Below are 18,810 nucleotides of genomic sequence, written 5' to 3'. Positions count from 1 at the left end.
TCGCCGGGCTTCGCTAGCAGCTTGGCGCCTGCCCACCCGAACCGATCGCGTGCAACGCATCCACTGCCTGGCCGAGCGTCTCGACCTTGACCAACCGCAGGCCGGACGGATTGTCCGAGCTGGCCTCGTAACAGTTCTTGGCCGGCACCAGAAACACCGTGGCCCCGGCCGCATGCGCGGCGACCATCTTGTGGGTGATGCCGCCGATCTGGCCGACCTTGCCGTCCGACGAAATGGTTCCGGTCCCGGCGATGAAATTCGACTTGGCCAGGTCCCCGGTGGTCAGTTTGTCGACCACCGCGAGGCTGAACATGAGGCCGGCCGACGGCCCGCCCACGTTGGCCAGGTTGAAGTCGACGGTGAACGGCGCCCACGGCGCGTCGAGCACCGCGACGCCCAGGAAGCCGTAGTCGCGGTCCTTATTGGCACCCAGGGTGATCTGCGCCACACCGGCCGGCTCGTTCTTGCGGCGGTAATCGATCGTCACGACCTGGCCGGGCTTGGTGTTCTTCAGCAACCCGGTGAACTCCTCGACGGTGGCCACTGGGACGCCGTTAACCGCGTCGATGGCGTCACCGGTCTTCAGCTTGCCCGCCGAGGGGCCCGGCTCGGGGACCTTGGCGACGGTGACCGCCGCCGGGTACTTGAGGTAACCCAGGGCGGCATAGGCGGCGCTGTCCTCGGATTGCTTGAAGTCGGCGTTGTTGGCCTTGTCGACCTCCTCGCGCGACTTACCGGGCGGATAGATCAGGTCGCGCGGTACCAGCTGCTCGGTGTCCGAAAGCCACAGCGTCAGCGCCTCGCCCAGCGTCAGGTCGTCGCGCTGGGACACCGTCGTCATATTGAGGTGCCCGGTAGTCGGATGCGTCTGGGTGCCCTCGATCGCCACCACCTGCTTGCCGTCGACCTCGCCGAGCGTGTCGAAGGTGGGGCCGGGCCCCAGCGACACGAACGGCACCGTCACCACGGCCAGCAACACGCCGAACACCACGATCGGCACCAGCGCGACCACCAAGGTCAGGATGCGCCTGTTCACGCCGATCAGACTAGACGGCGGGTGCCGCGCGGTGTTCAGCCACGACGTCGGGTCAGCCTGGTTCAGCTACAAGCTGACCCGAGGTCGCGCCGCCTGACCTAGCGGTGAGTACCGTTGAGGGTATGGCTGACCTGCCTTTCGGGTTCTCCTCGGGAGACTCTGGAGACGACCCCGACAAACGCGGGAAGAAAGATCCCGAATCGGGCTCGAACCCGTCTGACCCGTTCGCCGCCTTCGGCATGAGCGGTGAATTCGGCATGGGCGACTTGGGGCAGATCTTCACCCAACTCGGCCAGATGTTTTCCAGCGCGGGCACTGTCGGGCCCGCCGGAACCGGCTCCGGGCCGGTGAACTACGACTTGGCGCGCCGCGTCGCGACGAATTCGATCGGCTTTGTGGCGCCGATCCCGGACACCACCAACTCGGCGATCGCCGACGCGGTGCATCTGGCCGAAACCTGGCTGGACGGGGCCACGGCGCTGCCGGCGGGCACCACCAAGGCGGTGGGCTGGACGCCCGGCGACTGGGTCGAGAACACCTTGGAGACCTGGAAGCGGCTGTGCGACCCGATGGCACAACAGATTTCGACGGTGTGGGCGGCGTCGCTGCCCGAGGAGGCCAAGAGCATGGCCGGCCCGCTGCTGCAGATGATGTCGCAGATGGGTGGCATGGCGTTCGGCTCGCAGCTCGGACAGGCGCTGGGCCGACTGTCCCGCGAGGTGCTGACCTCCACCGACATCGGTCTACCCTTGGGGCCCAAGGGAATTGCCGCGGTAATGCCCGACGCCGTCGAATCGTTCGCCACCGGACTGGAGCGGCCGCGCAGCGAGGTCCTGACCTTCCTGGCCGCGCGGGAGGCCGCCCACCACCGGCTGTTCAGTCACGTGCCGTGGCTGTCGAGCCAACTGCTCGGCGCCGTCGAGGCCTACGCCATGGGCATGCAGATCGACATGTCCGGAATCGAGGAACTGGCGCGCGACTTCAATCCGGCGTCGCTGTCGGATCCGGCGGCCATCGAAAACCTGCTCGGGCAGGGCGTTTTCGAGCCCAAGGCCACGCCGGCCCAGACGCAGGCGCTCGAACGGCTGGAGACACTGCTCGCCCTCATCGAGGGCTGGGTGCAGGTGGTGGTGGCCGGGGCGCTGGGCGACCGGATCCCTGGTGCGGCCGCGCTGGGCGAGACGATGCGGCGCCGCCGGGCCAGCAGCGGCCCGGCCGAGCAGACCTTTGCCACGCTGGTCGGGCTGGAGCTGCGGCCCCGCAAGATGCGTGAGGCCGCGGCGTTCTGGGAGCGCCTGACCGAGGCCGCCGGGGTCGACACCCGCGACGGCATCTGGCAACACCCGGATCTGCTGCCCGACGCCGGGGACCTCGACGAGCCGGCGGGCTTCATCGACCGGGTCATCGGCGGCGACACCAGCGGCATCGACGAGGCCATCGCCAAACTCGAGCGCGAGGGCCAAGGCCCCGACGGCCCGCCCGACGGCGGCTCTGTGGATAACTGAGCGGGACCATCGCCGCGCGCGTGACACAGTGACGCCGTGACGCAGCGGCGCCCGGCCACGCTTTCCACCTACGCGCTGGACCCAGCGCTGCCGGTGCTGCTGCGGCCCGACGGCGCGGTCCAGGTGGGCTGGGATCCGCGGCGCGCGGTGCTGGTCCGCCCGCCGGGCGGCCTGGCCGCCGCCGAGCTGGCCACCCTGTTGCGGTCGATGTGGTCGCCGACCCCGCTCTCGGAGTTGCAGCGCCGCGCGCTCGCCCGCGGGCTGACCGACGCCGACGGTCTGCGAAACCTGGTCGCGCAGTTGGTCGGTGCCGGCGTGGCCACCGAATGCGGGCGGCCGCGCGAGCGGGCGGCCTCGGTGCGGATCCACGGCCGCGGGCCGCTCTCGGAGCTGCTGGTGGAGACCTTGCGCTGTTCGGGCGCGCGGATCGCGCACAGCAGCCAACCGCACGCCGCGGTGTCGGCCCACGACGTCGATCTGGTGGTGCTGTCGGACTTCCTCGTCGCCGACCCGCGCATGGTGCGCGATCTGCACAGCCAGGGCGTCGCCCACCTGTTGGTGCGGGTGCGCGACGGCATCGGGCTGGTAGGTCCGCTGGTGATCCCCGGGGTGACCAGCTGCCTGGGCTGCGCGGACCTGCACCGCCGGGACCGCGACGCCGCCTGGCCGGCGATCTGCGCGCAGCTGCGCGAAACCGTCGGGATCGCCGATCGGGCCACCGTGCTGGCGACGGCGGCGCTGGCGCTGGCTCAGGTGAACCGGGTGATCGCGGCCGTGCACCGACGGGAGGCGGCGGCCGATCCCGACCCACCCCAGACGCTGAACGCGACCCTGGAATTCGATGTGCACTCCGGCGCGATCGTCACGCGGCACTGGGTCAAACACCCGCTGTGCTCATGCTGAATCACGCCTACTTCCGTTGTGGCGCTTGGCCTTGCGGGCCGCGAACGACGGCCGATTGGCACCCTGACCTGCGTTTACACAATGTGACAACAAGCGTTGTCGGCTTATCTCCACATCGCGGTGGCCATCATGGATGATGGATACGTGGCAGACATCAAAAGGGGCCGCGCTGCGCGCAACGCGAAGCTGGCCAGCATTCCCGTCGGGTTCGCCGGCCGGGCAGCGATCGGATTCGGTAAGCGGCTGACCGGAAAGTCCAGGGACGAGGTCCAGGCCGAGATCCTGGAAAAGGCCGCCCACCAGCTGTTCACCGTGCTGGGCGAACTCAAGGGCGGCGCAATGAAGGTGGGCCAGGCGCTGTCGGTGCTCGAGGCCGCGGTCCCCGAGGAATTCGGCGAGCCGTACCGCGAAGCGCTGACCAAGCTGCAAAAGGACGCCCCGCCGCTGCCCGCCGCCAAGGTGCACCGGGTGCTCGATGCCCAGCTGGGCACCAAGTGGCGCGAACGGTTCAGCTCGTTCGACGACACCCCGGTGGCGTCGGCCAGCATCGGCCAGGTCCACAAGGGCGTGTGGTCCGACGGCCGCGAGGTGGCGGTCAAGATCCAGTACCCCGGCGCCGACGAGGCACTGCGGGCCGACCTCAAGACCATGCAGCGCCTGGTCGGGGTGTTCAAGCAGCTCGCGCCGGGCGCCGACGTGCAGGGCGTGGTGGACGAGCTGATCGAGCGCACCGAGATGGAACTGGACTATCGGCTGGAGGCCGAGAATCAGCGCGCCTTCGCTAAGGCGTACCAGGACCACCCACACTTCGCGGTGCCACGCATCGTGGCCAGCGCGCCGAAGGTGGTGATCCAGGAGTGGATGCAGGGCACCCCGATGGCCGAGATCATCCGGCACGGCACCGTCGAGCAGCGCGACTTGATGGGCACCCGCCTGCTCGAGCTCACCTTCGACGCGCCGCGCCGGCTGGGGATGCTGCACGGCGACGCCCACCCCGGCAACTTCATGCTGCTGCCCGACGGCCGCATGGGCGTGATCGACTTCGGCGCCGTGGCCGCGCTGCCCGACGGCCTGCCGATCGAGCTCGGTATGAGCATCCGGTTGGCCCGCGACAAGAACTACGACGAGTTGTTGCCGACGATGGAGAAAGCCGGCTTCATCCAGAAGGGCCAGCAGGTGTCGGTGCGCGACATCGACGACATGCTGCGCCAGTACGTCGAACCCGTCGAGGTCGAGGTCTTCCACTACACCCGCAAGTGGCTGCAGAAGATGTCCGCCATCGAGATCGATCGGTCGGTGTCGCAGATCCGCACGGCCCGGCAGATGGATCTGCCGCCCAAGCTGGTGATCCCGATGCGGGTGATCATGTCGGTGGCTGCGATCCTGTGTCAGCTCGACGCTCACGTGCCGATCAAGGCGCTGTCCGAAGAACTGGTGCCCGGTTTCGCCGAACCCGACAACGCGGTCATCTAGCCGCTGCGCCCTAGGCGGCGGCTCCGTCGTCTTTACGCGGGCGTCCGCGGGGCCGTTTGAAGCTCAGGACCGAGCCGCGGTCGATGATCTCGCCGCCCCACACGCCCCAGGGCTCGGCCCGTTCCAGTGCGGCCGCCAGGCACTGGCGGCGGACCGGGCAGCCGGTGCACAGCGTCTTGGCCCGCTCGAGATCGGCCGGGGTGTCGGCGAACCACAGGTCGGGATCTCCGACGTGACACGGCAGGGATTGTCTGGGGACTGTCGGTGCCGACATGTCCTACCACCTACTTCCTGATCTGGGTTGGCGTCCGTGGGGAGTGATCCGGACCAGGTCAGGAAGTTGTCTGCGGAACAACTATGGCCACGGATCCTGGTGACTTCGGGTCCGTGGCCATCTGGGGAGAAAACCGGGCTGGTGCTTAGCTTGCCTTCGGTGGGCCCCCGACTTGTACGGACGCGTCGGTCGCGGCGGCGGCGCGATGCTTACGCGCGGCCGCCGAGGCGGCGTGTGCGGCATGGGTGGTGGCAGCGTCGAACGCCGCGCGGGCCACGCCTACACCGAAAGCGTCGTTGATCATCGTGGCCACCCCCTTCCCGTAATGCCGACTTCCGTGGTGCCGAGTTGTGCGCTTCGAGGGTAAACGGTCAGCGCCGATGACCACAACCGATTTTCTGACCTGCGGGTTTACCGGTCAGCGGCCGCGGACCAGCTCCAGCACGTCGGGCCCGTACTGTTCCAGTTTGCGTGCGCCGATGCCCGGGATCGCGATCAGCGCCTCTTCGTCGTCGGGCAGCAGCTCGGCGATGGCGATCAGCGTGTTGTCGGTGAAGACGACGTAGGCGGGCACCTTCTGCTCCTTGGCGATGTCGAGCCGCCAAGCCTTGAGCCGCAGCAACAGGTCCTCGTCGATGTCGGCGGCGCAGGTCTCGCAGCGCCGCAGCATGACCGCCGCCGGGGTGGTCAGGTTGTTGTTGCAGATCCGGCAGCGGGTCGCGGTGCCGCGGGTGCGCCGAGACTTGTTGGGCGCCGCGTCGGCCCGCGCCTGGGGTGCGATGCCGTTGAGGAACCGCGACGGCTTGCGCCCCTGGCGCCCGCCCGGGCTGCGGGCCAGCGCCCAGCTGAGCGCCAAATGCGTTCTGGCCCTGGTGATTCCGACGTAGAGCAGCCGGCGTTCCTCCTCGACCGCTTCGCTTTCTGCGCCGTGCGCCAACGCGTGCGAGATGGGAAGCGTGCCGTCGGCCAACCCGACCAGGAACACCGCGTCCCACTCGAGCCCCTTGGCCGCGTGCAGCGACGCCAGCGCGACGCCTTGCACCACCGGTGCGTGCCGGGCGTCGGCGCGCATCCGGAGTTCGGCCATCAGCCCGGGCAAGTCGAGCTGCGGACGCTGGGCGACTTCGTCGTCCACCAGCTCTGCCAAGGCGGTCAGCGCTTCCCAGCGCTCGCGGGCCCGGGTGCCCACCGGTTCCTCCGCCGTCAGCCCCAGCGGTTCCAGCACCGCGCGCACCATGTCGGGCAACGGGCCCGCTGGGCCATGCTCAGAGCCGCGCTCGGCCGCCCGGTGCAGCGCCAGCAGGGCCTGCTTGATCTCCTGGCGGTTGAAGAACCCCTCGCCACCGCGAACCTGATAGGCGATGCCGGCCTCGGTCAGCGCCTCCTCGTAGATCTCCGATTGCGCGTTGACCCGGTACAGCACCGCGATCTCCGACGGCGGGGTGCCGGATTCGATGAGCCGCTTGATCGATTTGGCAACCGCGGCGGCCTCGGCCGGTTCGTCGGGATGCTCGGAGAACGACGGCGCCGGGCCCGGCGCGCGCTGGCCCACCAGGTGCAGCTTGCTGCCCGCGACGCGGCCGCGCGCCGAGGCGATCACCTGGTTGGCCAACGACACCACCTGCGGGGTGGAGCGGTAGTCGCGCTCCAGGCGCACCACGGTGGCGTCGGGGAACCGGCGGGAGAAGTCGAGCAGGAACCGCGGCGAGGCCCCGGTGAACGAGTAGATGGTCTGGTTGGCGTCGCCCACCACGGTCAGGTCGTCGCGATCGCCCAGCCACGCCGTCAGCACACGCTGCTGCAATGGCGTGACGTCCTGGTACTCGTCGACCACGAAGCAGCGGTAGCGATCCCGGAACTCCTCGGCCACGGCGGGATCATTTTCGATCGCGGCGGCGGTGTGCAGCAGCAGGTCGTCGAAATCGAGCAGGGTGACGTTGTCGCCGCGGGATTTGAGCGCTTCGTAGGCGGCGTAGACGGTGGCGACCCGCGCGGCGTCCAGCGGAATGTCGCGCGCGGCGGCGGCCACCGCGGCCGGGTATTCCTCCGGCCCGATCAGCGACGCCTTGGCCCACTCGATCTCGCCGGCCAAGTCGCGCACGTCGTCGGTGCTCGCGTTGATCCGGGCGCGGGCGGCCGCCCGGGCGACGACGGCGAATTTGCTGTCCAGCAGCTGCCAGCCGGTGTCGCCGACCACCCGCGGCCAGAAATACCGCAGCTGTCGGTGGGCGGCCGCGTGGAACGTCAGGGCCGAGACCGCGCCGACGGTGGTGTCCTCGCCCGCTGCGGCGTCGATCATCCGCAGCCTCGAGCGCATCTCCCCCGCCGCCCGCTGGGTGAACGTGACGGCCAGCACCTGGCCCGCCGCGACATGACCACTGGCGATCAACTGGGCGATGCGGTGCGTGATGGTGCGCGTCTTTCCCGTGCCGGCGCCGGCGAGCACGCAGACCGGGCCGCGGGGAGCCAGCACGGCTTCGCGCTGCTCGTCGTCCAGCCCGGCTGTCAAGGGATCGGCGACCGTCGGCATGGCGTCCATCTTGGCAGCGGTCGCCGACAAACCCGGCGCATCGCCACACCTTGATCGGCGGCCTGGCGTGTCGCCCCGGCGAGTCGCCCACTCCTGCGCATCCCGCGTCGCGGAATGCATCGTCGCCGGGCTACACCCAATCGCCCACTCCTCCGCATCCCGCGTCGCGGAATGCATCGTCGCCGGGCTACACCCAATCGCCCACTCCTCCGCATCCCGCGTCGCGGAATGCATCGTCGCCGGGCTACGTTAACCAGCTATGACTTCTGCCCCGCTCACCGTCTACACGACCTCCTGGTGTGGTTACTGCCACCGGCTCATGACGGTGCTCAAGTCCAACGGAATTCCCTACGAGGCGGTCGACATCGAGCACGACGCGGCGGCCGCTGATTTCGTCAGCTCGGTCAACGGCGGCAACAGGACGGTCCCGACGGTCAAGTTCGCCGACGGGTCGACGCTGACCAACCCGAGCGCCGCCGAGGTGAAGGCGAAGCTGGCCCAGACCGGGAGCTAGGCCCGCTCAGTCGATCGCGGCCCAGGATTCGATGATCACGCGGGCGATCGAGATCGATCCGGGCAGCAGCAGTTTCGACTCAGACGAGCTGGACCAGTCCCCCGCCGCGAGCGCGGCGCGCACCTCGTCGCGGGTGAACCAGGCCGCCTCGGCGATCTCGCCGTCGTTGAAGGAGAACTCTTCGGCCGGGTCGGCGACGGCGTGGAAACCGACCATCAGCGAGCGCGGGAACGGCCACGGCTGACTGCCCAGGTAGCGCACGTCGCGGACGGTCAGCCCGATCTCCTCGCGGATCTCGCGGGCGACGCACACCTCGAAAGACTCACCGGCCTCGACGAATCCGGCCAGCAGCGAGAACATCCGCTCCGGCCACACCGCCTGGCGGGCCAGCACCGCGCGGTCACCCCCGTCGTGGACCAGGCAGATCACCGCCGGGTCGATGCGCGGGAACTCCTCGCGACCGGTCACCGGGTTGATTCGTGCCCAACCCGCCCGGGCCGGCCGCGTCGGCGACCCGTCCTCGGGGCTGAAACGGGCCTTCTCATGCCAGTTCAGCAGCGCGACGGCCGCGGACACCAGCTGGCTGCTGGTGTCGTCGAAGATCGGGCCCAGGCTGCGCAGGTTCACCACCTCGGCGTGCGCGCCGGGATCGTCGGGGGCCTGCAGCGCGCCGCGGATGCCCCACACGTGCCGGCCGTCCTCCAGGCGCCCCAGGAACACCGCCTCCGACGGCGGCTTGTCGCCGATTTCGGCGGCCGCGCCGAGCACCACCCGGCCGTTGGCGGCCAGCACCTGGTTGCGCGAATCCACCCGCAGCAGCGCCGCCTCCGCCCAGCCGGCGGTGGCGGCCTCGACATCGGTGCGCAGCTGATCGGCGCGGTCGGCGCCGACGCGCGACAGCAACGGGACGCTGCGCAGCTGAAAGTCCGCGATCGCCATCAGTGGTCGGCGTTTCGGATGTAGAGCAGTCGGTCGTTGGCCTCAATCGCATCCACCTCGGGTGCGCCGATGCGCAGCAGGTGGCCGTCGCGCACCACTCCGAGCACGATGTCGCGCAGGTGCCGCGGCGATCCGCCGACTTCGGTCTGCTCCACTTCCCGCTCGGCGATGGCCAGCCCGGCGTCGGGGGTCAGCAGGTCCTCGATCATGTCCACGACGCTGGGCGTGGTGGTGGCCAGCCCCAGGAGCCGGCCGGCGGTGGCCGAGGAGACCACCACCGAGTCGGCGCCGGACTGCTGCAGCAGGTGCTGATTCTCGGTCTCCCGGATCGAGGCGACGATCTTGGCGTTGGGTGCCAGCTCGCGCGCCGTCAGCGTCACCAGCACCGCGGTGTCGTCGCGGCTGGTGGCGACCACGATGGATGCCGCATGCTGGGCGCCGGCCAGCCGCAGCACATCGGCTTTGGTGGCGTCGCCGTGCAGGGTGACCAGGCCCGCGCTCTCGGCGTGCTCGAGCGTGCCCCGATCGGTGTCGACGACGACGACCTCGGCCTGGGCGGTCTCGTCACCGAGGATGGCGGCGACCGCGGTCTTTCCCTTGGTGCCGTAGCCGATCACGATGGTGTGGTTGCGCACTCTGCTCCTCCAACGCTGAATCTTCCACCCTTGGCGAGACCGCTCGGAGAGCACTTCGAGCGTGGTGCCGACCAGCACGGCCAGGAACGCGATCCGCAACGCGGTGAAGATCAGGGTGTGCACCAGGCGCGCGGTTTCGGTGTACGGCGTGATGTCGCCGTAACCGGTCGTCGACAGGGAGACCGCGGAGAAGTACACGCAGTCCAGAAACGTCAGCGGTTGGTTGCGCACGTCGCGGTAACCGGTGCGGTCCAGGTAGACGATGACCGCCGCGGCCAGCAGCACCACCAGCGCGATGGCCAGGCGACGGGTGATGACGCGGATCGGGCTCGCATGGTCCTCGGGGATGCGCACCACGCCGATCAGCTGGTGACCGCGCTGAGTGGTCAGGGTTTCGTCCAGACCGCTCAGCTTTCGGGACCTACCGTTGCCCACGGCGGCCCGTCACCGGCTGCACTTCTGCGCACGAGACACGCACGGGTCTTATGTAACCACGGCCACAGCGTCCCCAATACTCGGGCGGCGCAGGTCACACGCCGACGCGGCGGGCGCCGCCGGGATCCGACAGTAGGTCGGCGACCTCGGCGTCGCTCGGCAGCTCGTCGGGAACCACCGTGGCGCCGGCGCGCACGTAATAGAAGGCGGTGCGCACCGACGATTCGGGGACGCCGGCCAGCGCCGCCCATGCCGAGCGATACACCGCGAGCTGGACGGCGGCCTGCCGCATCGCCTCCGGCCCGTGCGGCGGTTCACCGGTTTTCCAGTCGACCACGGTGGCCCCGCCATCGGGGTCGGCGAAGACCGCGTCGATGCGCCCTCGCACCAGCGTGTCACCGATCGGCATTTCGAACGGTACCTCCACGGCGACGGGAGTCCTTGCGGCCCAGGGCGATTCGGTGAACGCCCGCTGTAAGGCGGCCAGTTCCGCGCTGTCGCCGACGCCGGAATCCGCCGCGCCGGGCAGGTCACCGAGATCGAACAGGCACTCGGCGCCGTAGAACTTCTGCACCCATGCGTGAAAGGCATTGCCCAGCAACGCATGCGGTTCGGGACGCGACGGCAGCCGATGCCTCAGGCGCTGCGCCGTGCCCGCCGGGTCGCGCGCCAGGCCGACCAGGGAACTGACCGACAATTGGCCGGGCAGGGCGAGCGGCGGCGGCCGCACCAACCGGGCACGCTCGGCCAGCAGGGCATCGACATCGGCGGCCCAGCCGTCCACGTCGAGCCCGGTTTCGGTCGCACCGGCGCGCAGCGCCTGAGCCACCAGCGCCGCCCCGCGCTCGACGTCGTTGCGTCGCTCGGCTAGCGGGTCGGGTGGCCACACAGCCTCGATGACGTTGTCGCGCAGTGGGTTTTGCTCACCGTCGGCGGGTGGCGGCGCCCAGTGCTCCACCGTTCCGCACGGGTCGCCGGCCGCGGCCGAGTCGTCGATGACGGCCTTGATCTCGCACAAAAAGTCCGACGGGCCGCGCGGCTTGATGCCGGTGGCCGCCCAGTGGTGCCCGGACACCAGCAGGGTGTCCTCTGCGCGGGTGATGGCGACGTAGAGCAGCCGCCGCTCCTCGTCGATGCGCCGCTGCTCGAGCTGGCGGCGGTGCTCGGAGATCTTGTCCGACAGCTGCTTTCGGTTGGTGACGTCCGAGGTGTCCATCACCGGGATGCCCAGGGCGCCCGCGGCGGCGCGGTCGCCGCGCAACAGCGGGGGTAACTCGCCGGCATCGGTGAGCCAGGTGCTCTTCGACGCCGTGGACGGGAAGGTGCCACCGGACAGGTGGGCCACCGCCACGACTTGCCATTCCAGCCCCTTCGCCGAGTGCACGGTGAGGATTTGGACGCGGTCGCGGGCGACCGCCAATGGTGCCGGCGCCAAGCCGTTTTCGACCGACTCGGCCACGTCCAAGTAGGCCAGCAGGCCGGTCACCGACGTGGCCGCCGATCCGTCCGCGGGCCCGGTTACGGCGTCGGTGCGTTCGGCGTACGCGGCGACGACGTCGGCGAATGCGTCCAGATGCTCGCTGCCGGCCCAGCCGGCCCCGACCCCGGCCGCGGCCCGGACCTCGCAGTCGATGCCCAGCACCCGGCGCACCTCGGCGACGAGGTCCCCGAGCGGATGGCCGAGGTGAGCGCGCAGGGCGCTCAGTTCGGCGGCAAGCGCCGTGATGCGTTGATACCCCGCGGCCGAATATGCCTCGGCCGCACCGGGATCGGTGATCGCGTCGGCCAGGCACACGGTGTCCGCGTCGGGGCCGGCCGCGCTCGCGATCGACTCGGGCGAACAGGGATCGCCGGTGGGCACACCCCCGCCCAGTACACGCGCGCGCTGCCACAGCGCCGCGAGGTCACGCGCACCCAGGCGCCAGCGCGAACCCGTGAGCACCCGCATCGCCGCCGCGCCGGCCGTCGGATCGGCGACCAGCCGCAGCATGGCGACGACCTCGGCGACCTCCGGGATGGCCAGCAGACCCGCCAGTCCGACGACCTCGACCGGGATCCCGCGGGCGCGCAGCGCGTCCGCGATGGGCGCGGCATCGGCGTTGCGGCGGACCAGCACCGCGGCCGTCGGCGGGCTGACGCCCTCGTCGCGGGCCCGCCGGTAGTGCGCGTCGAGGTGCTCGGCGATCCAGTCCCGCTCGGCCGTCACGTCGGGCAGCAACGCACAGCGGACCGTGCCGGGTGGGGCATCCGGGCGCGGGCGCAGCGCGTGCACGGCCACCGAGCGCCGCCGCGCCTCCGCCGACACCGCGTTGGCCACCCGCAGGGCCCGCGGCGGATTGCGCCAGCTGGTCCGCAACTCGCACATGGGCGCGGGGGTGCCGTCGGATCGGGGGAAGTCGGTGGTGAACCGGGGCAGGTTGGTCGCCGACGCGCCGCGCCAGCCGTAGATCGACTGGATGGGGTCACCGACGGCCGTGAGCGCCAGGCCGTCGTCGACCCCACCCCCGAACAGCGTTGAGAGCGCGATGCGTTGGGCGTGGCCGGTGTCCTGGTATTCGTCGAGCAGTACCACCCGGTAGCGGCTGCGCAGGTCCTCGCCCACTTGCGGGAAGGTCGCCGCCAGCCTGGCCGCCGACGCCATCTGCATCCCGAAATCCATCACCTTCGCGGCGCGCATGCGTTCGTCGAGGGCGTCGAGCAGGGGCACCAGTTCGGCGCGCTCGGTCTGGGTGGCCAGCAGCCGCAGCAGCCATTGGCTGGGGCCGCGGTCGCGTTGGTAGGGGCCGGCGGGCAGGGAGTGGATCAGCCGCTCCAGCTCCAGGTGGGTGTCGCGCAGCTGGCCGGTGTCCACCAGGTGCTCGGCCAGCTGCCCCCACAGCCGCAGCACCATCGAGGTGACCGCCGCCGGGGTCTTGTCGGTCCGCAGCTGCCCGGGATAGGCGTTCACCACGTCGATAGCCAGTTGCCACAACTCGGTTTCGCTGAGCAGCCGGGTGTCGGGCTCGACGGGCAGCAGCAGCCCGTAGTCGCGCAGCAGCGAGCCCGCGAAGGCGTGGTAGGTGCTGACCGTCGGCGCGCCCTCGGTGTCGACGGGTGCGTCGGCGGCGCCAGGCGGGCCCAGCCCGACGCCGGCCAGCCGGGCCAGTCGGGACCGGACCCGGCGCAGCAGCTGGCCGGCGGCCTTGCGGGTGAAGGTCAATCCCAGCACCTGACCGGGATCGGCGTAGCCGTTGGCGATCAGCCACACCACCCGCGCGGCCATGGTTTCGGTCTTGCCGGCGCCCGCCCCGGCGATGACCACCAGCGGCCCCGGCGGCGCGGCGATGACGGCGGCCTGCTCGTCGGTCGGCGGGAAAAGCCCGAGCGCCTTGGCCAATTCGGCCGGGGAATAGCGCGGCGGCGTCATCGCTGTGATCCGTCGGCGTGGGCCGGGCAGTTCGCCCGGATGGGGCAATGGCTGCAGCCGTCGTTGCGCCGCGCGATGAATTGCGGGCCGGACGTCGCGTCGGCCGCCCGGGCGATGACCTCGCGCCATTCGTCGCCGCCGGCCGCGGTCAGCGGATCCTGTTCGCGTTCGGCCACTCCCGATGCCCCGGTCTTGCCGAGGTAGACCAGCCGGGCACCGCCGGGTTCGACGTTCTCGGTGCCATTGCCGACCAATCCGTCGGCCACCGCCAGCTGATACATGGCCAGCTGGGCGTGCTGTTGCGCGTCGTCCTTGCTGACCGGCGTCTTGCCGGTTTTGATGTCGACGATGACCAGCCGGCCGGCGGCATCCCGTTCCAGCCGGTCGACCCGCCCGCGCAGCCGGACCTCGCCGCCGCCCTTGGTGGCCACGGTTCCGTCGATCTCGACCTCGACGCCGACCTCGGTCAGTGCGCCCCGGGTCTGCGACCGCCACTCGATGAACGCCTCCAGCATGGCCCGGTGGCGAGCCAGCTCGTTGGCCGAATGCCATTGCGCCGCAAAGGGTAGGTGTCCCCAGGCGCGGTCCAGCTCGGCCAGCAATTCCGATTCGCTCTTGTGCGGTTGGGCGATCAGGGCGTGCACCACCGATCCGATCGCCGAGCGCACATCGCGCGGGTTGGATCCGCCGTGCCGCTCGGCGAGCCAGCGCAGCGGGCAGTCGTTGAGGGTCTGCATGGTCGAGGGCGTCAACGTCACCACATCGCCGCTGCCCCGCAACGGTTCGCTGGTGCTGACCGGGGTCAGGCCGTGCCATCCGGCCGGGTCGGCGCCGGGCACGCCGGCTCGGGCCAGCCGGGCCAATTGTGTTGCCGCGCAGTCCCGGACGGCCTCGTCGACCGCCCCGTCGGGGGCGCACACCACGCCGCGCAGCCGCCCGACCAGCGCAGCCGCGGACAACACCCGCGGAGCCGAGACCGGTTGTAGCTCAGCGTTATCCGGTTCTCCGTCGGCCCACCGCGCGATTTCGGCGAAGAAGGTCGACGGCAGCGCGGCCTCGTGGCCGGCCCCGCCGGTGTCGCTGTCGACGGCCGTCACCAGCAACCGCCGGCGGGCCCGGCCCATCGCCGCGACCAGCAGCCTGCGCTCCTCGGCCAGCAGCGGTGCCCGCACCGACGCGTCCGCGCCGACCCCGTCCAGCACGTCCAGCAACCGCTGGGTATTCAGCACACCGCCACGCGGAACGGTATTGGGCCACAACCCTTCCTGCAGACCGGCGATCACCACGAAATCCCATTCGTGCCCCAGCGCGGCGTGCGCGCTGAGCACCTGGACCTGTTCGGCCGCGGCGAACGGCTCGGGAACGGCGCCCGGCAACGCCAGCGCGGCGATGTGCTCGACCAGACCGCGCAGCGATGCGCCCGAGGTGCGCGACACGTAGTCGTCGGTGACGTCGAACAGCGCGGTCACCGACTCGAGGTCCCGGGTGGCCTGGGCCGCGGCAGGCCCGCCGCGCTCGCTGACCGACAGCCAGCGGCGCTGCAGCCCGGACCGGTGCCAGGCGGCCCACAAGGTGTGGCGCGGGTCTTCACCGGCGCGGTGCGAGCGCGCGGCCGCGTCGAGCACCCCGCGGACCTTGCGCAGCGGGCCGAACTGCGGCCCCGGCGGCACGGCGCCGGCGGACAGCGCCTCGACCACCAGCTCGGCGAAGTCGCCCGCGGGGCGATCGGGGTTGGCGCGCTGCATCGTTCGGCGCAGCTGGCGCAGCGACACCGGATCGACCCGACCGATGGGGCCGGTCAGCAGCGCCAGCGCCTGCTGCCCGTCCAGCCCGTCGGCGGTGGCCAGCAGCACGGTGAGCAGGGCCCGCGCGGCCGGTTCCTCGGCCAACGGGCCGGGGATGGCGGGCGCGGCCACCGGCACCCCGGCGGCAGCCAAGGCGCGCGGCAGGCGCGCACCCGCCCGCGGCACCGACCGCACGATGACCGCCATCTGTGACCAGGGCACACCGTCGACCAGGTGTGCGCGCCGCAGCGCGTCGGCGATGGTCGCCGCCTCGGCGTGCGCCGACGCGGCCAGCCGCACCGTCACCGAGCCCTCCCCCGCCCCGGCGCCGTCGATCCGCCGGCCGCCGCCGGGTAGCCGGGCGGCGATACCGCTGACCGCGCGCGCTACGGCGGGCGTACAGCGATGCGACGTGGTCAGCATCACCGAGGGCGCGTCGCCGCCCAGCAGCCCGGCGGGTTCACCGCCCCGGAAGCCGAACACCGCCTGGTTGGGATCGCCGGCGATCAGCGCGAGCTCGGCGCCAGCGGCGAGCACCCGAACCAGCCGGGCGGCCTGCGGGTCCAGCTGTTGGGCGTCGTCGACCAACAAGACGCGGATCCGGCCGCGTTCGGCGGACAACAGCTCGGGGTCGACGGCGAACGCCTCCAGCGCGGCGCCCACCAGCTCCGCGGCGCCCAACGCGGGCGTGGTCGCCTCCGGCGCGGCCGTGCCCACCGCCGCGCGCAGCAGCATCACCTGCTCGTACTGGCGGGCGAATTGTCCGGCGGCGGTCCATTCCGGCCGCCGGCAGCGACGGCCCAACCGCTCCAATTCCTGGGGGTCCACGCCGCGTTCAGCGCAGCGCGCCAACAGGTTTCGCAGCTCGGCGGCGAATCCCGCGGTACTCAGCGCCGGGCGCAGCGGGGCCGGCCAGGCCGTCGCCGCGCGTGGCCCGTCTTCGAGGTCGCCGGCCAGCAACTCCCGGATGATGGCGTCCTGTTCGGCGCTGGTGACCAGCCGCGGCGGCGCCTCACCGGCCCGCTCGGCCGCGCGTCGCAGGACCGCGTACGCGTACCCGTGCACGGTCCGCACCAACGGCTCGCTGACCGCGGCCCGGCCGGGGCCGGCGGGTCGCGCGCGCAGCAACGCCGTCGTCAGCGCGCTGCGCTCGGCCATCCCGATCCGGCCGGAACCGGTAAGCAGCAGAACCGATTCCGGGTTGACCCCGGCGTCGATCTGGGCGACCGCCGCGTCGATCAGCAGACTGCTCTTGCCGGTGCCGGGCCCGCCGAGAATACGCAGCTGACCGCGCGCACCCGGGTCCAAGACGGTGTGCGCTTCGGGCTCCCACGTGTAGGCCATGACGGCATGACATCACGAGGGTCCGACAGATCTAGCGCGCGACGAACGCGGACTGCAGCAGCCGGTGGTCGAACCCGCCCACCGTCTCCCCGGTGACCGCGTACTGGTAGACCGCGACACGGAAGATCTGGCTCAGCGCGGTCGAGATGAACGAGATGACCACGGCGACCGCGAACGTGGCGGCCAGCACCACCAGACCCAGCGGCGCCAGACGCGCCGCGATCAGCGCGATGCCGCCGACCACGCCGCCCACCACGACCACCAGGGTCACCAGAAACGTGACCACCCCGATGGTGGCCGCCCCGGCGGCGCTCTCACCCCAGCGCGACTTGATGGTGTCCACCGAGCGGCGCAGTGACCGAAACGGCCCGGTGCCCTCGAGCGCGATCGCCGGGATGACGAAAAACGTTGCGACGGCCCACGCCGCGCCGACCAGGTCCGCGGCGAGCTTGCCCAGGGTCGGTAGGCGCTCCTCGAGCGCCTTGAGGATCAGCCCGACCGTGGTCGCCACCACCGTCCAACCCAGGATCGGACCGATCCGGCGCGCCGCGGCGGCGATGCCCTCGCCGACCCTGGTGTCCTCGCCGCGCATGGAGCGCACCGCGCAGGCGGCGAGCGCGACGTTGAAGAAGATCGCGATGAAGGTCGACACGTATGCCGTTGCCACGCCCGCGATGTAGTAGGCGGGGTCCTGGTTGTCCACGTGATGGCCGCCGAACACGCCGCGCAGCAACAGCGTCGGCGCCCAGATGGCGATCGTGGCGAGGACGGCGAACAGGGTGGACAGGATCGGGAAGAAGACGAGCGACCGGTCTTTTTTCAGGACCTGCCAGCTCTGCTGCGAAAGCGCCCAACCGCGCCTGATTCTGCCCATGACTGCTCCCGTTGGGTCGTCGAGGTGACCGAGCGGTCAGCGTACCCGGCCACGCCGCCGCCGACTCTTACCCTGGAGGCCGCAGCAGCCGGACAACGAGAGGAGGGGTGCAAGACCATGAACGACGACGAACGCGGCTTTCCCATCGACGAGGCGCCGGAAGGCGACGCGGTGGAACAACGGCGGCCTGTCGATTTTGACGACGAGACCGGTCTGGACATCGATTACGTGGCCGCCGCCGCGGACCGGGAAGCCAACGAGGCCGACGTGATCGAGCAGGCCTACATCGTCTCCACCGACGACGATCGGGAGGATGACGACCGTTAGGGGCCGCCCGCAACCCGCGACCGCGGTGGCTGGCACCATCGACTGGTGACCGCGAAGTTGCATGTACACCGCTACGGCCCGCCGGGTCCGGTGCGGATCCTCGCATTGCACGGGCTGACCGGCCACGGCCAGCGCTGGGAGCATTTAGCCGGCTTGCTGCCCGGGATCGGTATCGCCGCACCGGATCTGGTGGGTCACGGCAGGTCCTCATGGGCAGCGCCGTGGACCATCGACGCCAACGTCGCGGCGTTGGCCGCGCTGCTCGACGAACAGCCCGGCACACCGGTGGTGATCGTCGGCCACTCGTTCGGCGGCGGGCTGGCGATGCAGCTGGCCGCCGTCCGCCCGGATCGGGTGGCGGGGCTGCTGCTGCTCGACCCGGCGGTCGGGCTGGACGGCGAGTGGATGCGCGAGATCGCCGAGGCGATGCTGTCCTCGCCCGACTACCCCGACGCCGAGGAAGCGCGCCTGGAAAAGGTGCACGGTTCGTGGTCGGATGTCGAACCCGCCCTGCTGGACGCCGAGATCGACGAGCATCTGATCGCGCTGCCGGGCGGCCGCTACGGCTGGCGGGTGAGCCTGCCGGCGATGATGTCGTACTGGAGCGAGCTGGCCCGCGAGACCGTGCTGCCGCCCGCGAAGACCCCGACCATTTTGGTGCGGGCCAAGCGCACCACGCCGCCCTATGTCACCGACCAACTGATCGACGCCCTGGCGGAGCGGTTGGGAGCGGATTTCCGGCTGCTGGATTTCGACTGCAACCACATGGTGCCCTACGCCAAGCCCGACGAGGTCGCCGCGTTGACCCGCGAGCTGTTGGAAGCCGACTGA

The 18,810-nt window shown here is 71.0% G+C and carries 14 protein-coding genes; 6 read left to right on the top strand and 8 right to left on the bottom strand.

Annotated features, from left to right (window positions below; translation table 11 throughout):
• Positions 1-13: 13 nt before the first annotated feature.
• The gene (locus A5622_RS23940) at positions 14-1,036 is read right to left on the bottom strand and encodes a PDZ domain-containing protein (protein WP_066871152.1); all 1,023 of its coding nucleotides are present in this window, start codon (positions 1,034-1,036) and stop codon (positions 14-16) included.
• Between the two features lie 104 nt (positions 1,037-1,140).
• On the opposite strand from A5622_RS23940, the gene A5622_RS23935 reads away from it, so the two are divergent.
• From A5622_RS23935 to A5622_RS23925, 3 genes are all read left to right on the top strand, one after another.
• Positions 1,141-2,541: a zinc-dependent metalloprotease gene (locus A5622_RS23935; RefSeq protein WP_197497899.1), complete on the top strand. Its 1,401-nt coding sequence runs from the start codon at positions 1,141-1,143 to the stop codon at positions 2,539-2,541.
• A gap of 36 nt (positions 2,542-2,577) precedes the next feature.
• Positions 2,578-3,444 (top strand): cyclodehydratase, encoded by an 867-nt coding sequence (locus tag A5622_RS23930; RefSeq protein ID WP_066881623.1) that lies wholly within the window; start codon positions 2,578-2,580, stop codon positions 3,442-3,444.
• A 129-nt stretch (positions 3,445-3,573) separates the two neighbouring features.
• Positions 3,574-4,917 (top strand): AarF/ABC1/UbiB kinase family protein, encoded by a 1,344-nt coding sequence (locus tag A5622_RS23925; protein WP_066881657.1) that lies wholly within the window; start codon positions 3,574-3,576, stop codon positions 4,915-4,917.
• 10 nt (positions 4,918-4,927) lie between these two features.
• Here the strand turns inward: A5622_RS23925 and A5622_RS23920 are convergent, their stop codons facing one another.
• Complete coding sequence (locus tag A5622_RS23920) at positions 4,928-5,191, bottom strand: WhiB family transcriptional regulator (RefSeq protein WP_066871160.1); 264 nt, start codon at positions 5,189-5,191, stop codon at positions 4,928-4,930.
• Between the two features lie 418 nt (positions 5,192-5,609).
• Positions 5,610-7,721 carry an ATP-dependent DNA helicase UvrD2 gene (locus tag A5622_RS23915; protein ID WP_197508084.1) on the bottom strand — a complete coding sequence of 704 codons (2,112 nt, stop codon included), beginning with the start codon at positions 7,719-7,721 and terminating at the stop codon, positions 5,610-5,612.
• Between the two features lie 259 nt (positions 7,722-7,980).
• On the opposite strand from A5622_RS23915, the gene mrx1 reads away from it, so the two are divergent.
• Complete coding sequence (mrx1, locus tag A5622_RS23910) at positions 7,981-8,235, top strand: mycoredoxin Mrx1 (RefSeq protein WP_066871166.1); 255 nt, start codon at positions 7,981-7,983, stop codon at positions 8,233-8,235.
• Positions 8,236-8,241: 6 nt separating this feature from the next.
• On the opposite strand, the gene nudC is transcribed toward mrx1, so the two are convergent.
• The 5 genes from nudC to A5622_RS23885 all read right to left on the bottom strand — a co-directional run bounded on the left by nudC (position 8,242) and on the right by A5622_RS23885 (position 17,652).
• Entirely contained in the window at positions 8,242-9,174 is a 933-nt protein-coding gene (gene nudC / locus A5622_RS23905; protein ID WP_066871169.1) for an NAD(+) diphosphatase, read from the bottom strand.
• On the bottom strand, positions 9,174-10,244 hold the full coding sequence (locus tag A5622_RS23900) for a TrkA family potassium uptake protein (RefSeq protein ID WP_066871171.1): 1,071 nt from the start codon (positions 10,242-10,244) through the stop codon (positions 9,174-9,176). Before A5622_RS23900 ends, nudC begins: the two co-directional genes overlap by 1 nt.
• Positions 10,245-10,338: 94 nt before the next feature.
• The gene (locus tag A5622_RS23895) at positions 10,339-13,650 is read right to left on the bottom strand and encodes an ATP-dependent DNA helicase (protein WP_066881619.1); all 3,312 of its coding nucleotides are present in this window, start codon (positions 13,648-13,650) and stop codon (positions 10,339-10,341) included.
• On the bottom strand, positions 13,647-16,778 hold the full coding sequence (locus A5622_RS23890; protein ID WP_066881617.1) for an ATP-dependent DNA helicase: 3,132 nt from the start codon (positions 16,776-16,778) through the stop codon (positions 13,647-13,649). Before A5622_RS23890 ends, A5622_RS23895 begins: the two co-directional genes overlap by 4 nt.
• A 31-nt stretch (positions 16,779-16,809) precedes the next feature.
• A complete protein-coding gene (locus tag A5622_RS23885) occupies positions 16,810-17,652 on the bottom strand; it encodes a DUF6159 family protein (RefSeq protein ID WP_066881615.1) in 843 nt (280 codons plus the stop codon).
• A gap of 117 nt (positions 17,653-17,769) precedes the next feature.
• On the opposite strand from A5622_RS23885, the gene A5622_RS23880 reads away from it, so the two are divergent.
• On the top strand, positions 17,770-17,979 hold the full coding sequence (locus tag A5622_RS23880) for a hypothetical protein (RefSeq protein ID WP_066867965.1): 210 nt from the start codon (positions 17,770-17,772) through the stop codon (positions 17,977-17,979).
• Positions 17,980-18,024: 45 nt separating this feature from the next.
• Entirely contained in the window at positions 18,025-18,810 is a 786-nt protein-coding gene (locus tag A5622_RS23875; protein WP_066867962.1) for an alpha/beta fold hydrolase, read from the top strand.

The sequence above is a fragment of the Mycobacterium sp. 1245801.1 genome (genome assembly GCF_001673055.1).
Lineage (GTDB): Bacteria > Actinomycetota > Actinomycetes > Mycobacteriales > Mycobacteriaceae > Mycobacterium > Mycobacterium europaeum_A.
Note: the sequence above shows the minus strand (reverse complement) of the source record. Positions and strands in the feature narration are given on the sequence as shown.